General features: G+C 65.1%; 1 protein-coding gene and 4 pseudogenes. 2 read left to right on the top strand and 3 right to left on the bottom strand.

Translation table 11 applies throughout. From position 1 onward, the window contains the following. Positions 1 to 97: 97 nt before the first annotated feature. Positions 98 to 601: pseudogene (locus ACFYP3_RS36530) on the top strand (ISL3 family transposase); the annotation flags it as partial. A gap of 406 nt (positions 602 to 1,007) precedes the next feature. Here the strand turns inward: ACFYP3_RS36530 and ACFYP3_RS36525 are convergent. The 3 pseudogenes from ACFYP3_RS36525 to ACFYP3_RS36515 form a co-directional block, all read right to left on the bottom strand. Beyond that, a pseudogene (locus tag ACFYP3_RS36525) lies at positions 1,008 to 1,395 on the bottom strand (transposase family protein); the annotation flags it as partial. Further along, positions 1,394 to 1,867: pseudogene (locus ACFYP3_RS36520) on the bottom strand (transposase). The pseudogenes ACFYP3_RS36525 and ACFYP3_RS36520, both read right to left, overlap by 2 nt. Beyond that, a pseudogene (locus tag ACFYP3_RS36515) lies at positions 1,864 to 2,144 on the bottom strand (winged helix-turn-helix domain-containing protein); the annotation flags it as partial. The pseudogenes ACFYP3_RS36520 and ACFYP3_RS36515, both read right to left, overlap by 4 nt. A 933-nt stretch (positions 2,145 to 3,077) precedes the next feature. On the opposite strand from ACFYP3_RS36515, the gene ACFYP3_RS36510 reads away from it, so the two are divergent. Then, on the top strand, positions 3,078 to 3,426 hold a 349-nt coding region (locus ACFYP3_RS36510), incomplete at its 3' end, for a hypothetical protein (protein WP_388842320.1).

The following is a 3,426-nucleotide window of genomic DNA, read 5'->3' as shown; positions in this document are numbered from 1 at the left end:
GTCCAGAACCCCCACCATCACCCTCGCCGCGTGACCATCCCAAACAGCCCCATACCCGGCACCACATCCTTGACGAAGGACATAGAGACACCCCCACGAGCACCTGGACAAACGCCGGGCTGAAGACCCCGCCATCCCCGTGCAGCACATCTTCGAAACGGTTCAAGACCCTCGGCTTCACCGGCTGCCCCAGCCTCCTGCACAAGTACATCCAAGACCGAGCGGACGCCGTCCGCAGCCACATTTCCCCGCGCAGCCTCGCCCGGTTGATCCCGACCAGGCCAGAGAACCGGAAGGCCGGACATCGCGATCTCCTGGACATGCTCACCGCTGCCTGCCCCGAGACGAACCATCTGACCACCTCCGTCCTGACTTTCGCCGTTCCTGAAACCTCAGCCTGAGTACGCCGACGCGCTCGATCACAGGCTCTCCCAGGTCCGTACCGCCGACCCGCCGCACCTCTCCGCTTTCACCCGCGGCCTCCTCAAGCGGGATGCGACCGCTGTGATCGCCGCGAGCACACTTCCGCCCAGCAACGGCCCGCCAGGTACACAGACGAACCGGCCTTACCCTGCTCCGCCACCGAATCGCCCTCGGATAGCACCACCCTCCGTTACCACCGCATGTGAGACAGATCCGTCCTATCTTCCTGGTGGGAGGGAACTGGCCATCCGTATGCTCGGTGAAGCAGCCCAGGGGGCGCGGGCATCGCTGTCATAGCCACGCCGAGTGCATGGCTTGAGAAACACGGCCACCCGGAGTTGGTGATCGTCTGCTGCATGATCACAACCGGCCGATGGCCTACCTCACCGGCCGGGCCGTTCACCACGCTTTTAGAACTTGCCGGGGCGAGAGGAAGACCGCGCCAAGGACGCCTTCGTCATGTTCGTCATCGCCGGCCAGGCCCGCATGCGCCGCGACCTGGCCAGCTGCAGCGGGGCGACGAGACAGCTGTCGACCGGCGCAGCCTCGCCCGCGGCGCCGGCCTGGTGGCCGACCGTACCCGGCCAGGGTTTCAGCAGGGCGAAGGCGCGTTCGCCGGGTGCCCGTAGCCGTGCATGGTCGCGGTTGTACTGCTGGTAGAGCGGTGGCTGGTCGTGGTGGTTGTAGTAGGGGGTGCGGATGGTGGCGTCGGCTCCTTGGTGGGCGCGGTCGTTTTAGTACCAGGATCTGTCGGGTCAGGCAGGCCGGGAGGATGCCGTGTGCCCGGGCCGCGGTCAGGTCGTGGGTTCGGCCCGGAAGGACCATCGAAAACCACAGAGGTGTGCCATCGGGGCGGGCGATGGCCCGCACGTTCATCGCGTGCTGCTTGTGTTTCTGCGAGTAGTACGGCTCGTCCGGGGCGATCCGGTCGGTGGGGATCAGCGTCCCGTCAACGATGATGAAGTCGCCTTCAGTATTGGATCTGGCGGAGACTATGTCGCAGTCTGCGAATGAGGTGGTCGGGGTCGGTGAAGACGGTGTTGGCCTGCTGGTCCGACGGAGTGCCGGCCAGATGCCTTCCACCGGGTTGAGGTCGGGTGCGTAGGGCGGCAAGTGATGGGCAGTGACAGCCCTATGCGTCGATGAAGGCCCGCATCCGGCGGTCTTTGTGGACGTTCAAATTGTCCCCGATGAGGACGACGGGTCCGTCGAGCGGCTAGTGGGCGCCGATGAGGAGGTCGCGGTACTCGGTGCAGGCGAAGCTTTTGCGGCCGCCGCTCTTGTGGTCTGTGTGCCGTTTGGGCCGGTAGATCAGGCGGGAGCGTTCGCCGGATTTGTAGCAGCACAGGGCGGCTTTGGAGAACCGGCGCTGGGAACGGCCTCTCACCCGGATGACCGGGGTGGATCCGCGCCTGCCACAGGTGCGGGAGGTCGGCGGCGTCATCGAGTATCCGGCTTCGTCCTCGAAGGCGAGCCAGGCCCTGAGCGCCGCCGCGGTGGTTCCAGGTGTGGCCACACCTCCTTACCCAGCCGGCCACCGCTGTCTCGTCACGTCGACGGCACGGTGGGCCGGGACTTGATGGCTGCAGCCGCGGCGCCGCAGCATGGGAGATGCCCGACAACGTCATCGGCTTGTGGAACCGACGGCCGATTAGCGTCTTGATCCTGGCCAGCGTCCACCGCTGATCAGGCCAGCCGTGAGCGAGCGGTCCTTTGGCCAGCTATAGGCTAGCGCCGCCTCGCGTGGCGCCGACCGACCGCCGTCTGAAGGGATCATGCCCCGCGCTCGGAAGTCGGACAGGACAGGCCCTCTTGCGCAGTTGCACCGAGGAAGAATGTTCCCCTGTCTGCGGGAGGACACCACTCCAGATGTGCGGCTGGCGCCGGGTCTGGCCAGCGGTGTTCCCGTAGTTCCTTCTGTTCCCCCTATTTGGGGAAAGATCCCTGCCCTACCTGCTTTCATCTTCTTTCGTGCTTGAGGTGCCAGGTCTGGGCGGAGGGTTTCCGTAACCATTGCAGACTCCGCGCCGCTCCAGAGAGGGTCGTAATCATCACCTCGGACGGCACGATCCGCCTGGGTGCCTCCGTATGATTGGGTGCAGCAGGCTCGTAGCTTCAGTGTGATGGCACTGAGAACAAAGTAGAGCTCACCGGGGCAACGGAGCCCTGTAAAAGCAGCCGCAGGTTACTGAGCGTTTACAATCAGCCGCTTGGGTGATCTACGTTCGCGACACGCTCTCACTCCAAGGAACACTAGCCGCACAGTTGAAGAGTACCTCTGTCAGGTTCTAGCAACGTCGTGATACCCGCTAAGCAGCCTATGCGGCGCGGTCATCTGATGTTCCGTCAGGAAGGTACTCTAGTGGGTCGTAGGTCGATTCGAAGTGCACGCCTCAGAACGGCCACAATGGTATCGGTGGGTACTCTTGCTGCGGCGCTCAACATCCTCCCGAGCACCACAGCCGTCGCCGATGCGATTTACAGGTCTGAGCCCAGTAACACTCGCGTCGTACCAGGTCCTAACGGGGCGATGAGTGACGACGCTCATAGGTCGACGCCACGTGGTGGGGATAAGGACCAGTACAAGCCCGGCCCGCGGGGCCCGCAAGGTAAGCCCGGCCCGGAGGGTCCGCAGGGTCCGCAGGGTTACCAGGGTGCTGCTGGTGGCCAGGGTGCGACTGGTGCTCAGGGTGCTCAGGGTTACCAGGGTGCTGCCGGCGCTGAAGGTGCGACTGGTGCTCAGGGTGCTCAGGGTTACCAGGGTGCTGCTGGTGGCCAGGGTGCGACTGGTGCTCAGGGTTACCAGGGTGCTCAGGGTTACCAGGGGGCTGCCGGCGCTGAGGGTGCCACTGGTGCCACTGGTGCTGGTGGTGCGACGGGCGCTACCGGTGCGACGGGCGCTACCGGTGCGACGGGCGCTACCGGTGCGACGGGCGCTACCGGTGCGACGGGCGCTACTGGAGCTACCGGTGCGACTGGTGCTGACGGCGCTGCTGGTGCTAC

It is taken from the genome of Streptomyces sp. NPDC005533 (genome assembly GCF_042871845.1).
Taxonomy (GTDB): Bacteria; Actinomycetota; Actinomycetes; order Streptomycetales; family Streptomycetaceae; genus Streptomyces.
Note: the sequence above shows the minus strand (reverse complement) of the source record. Positions and strands in the feature narration are given on the sequence as shown.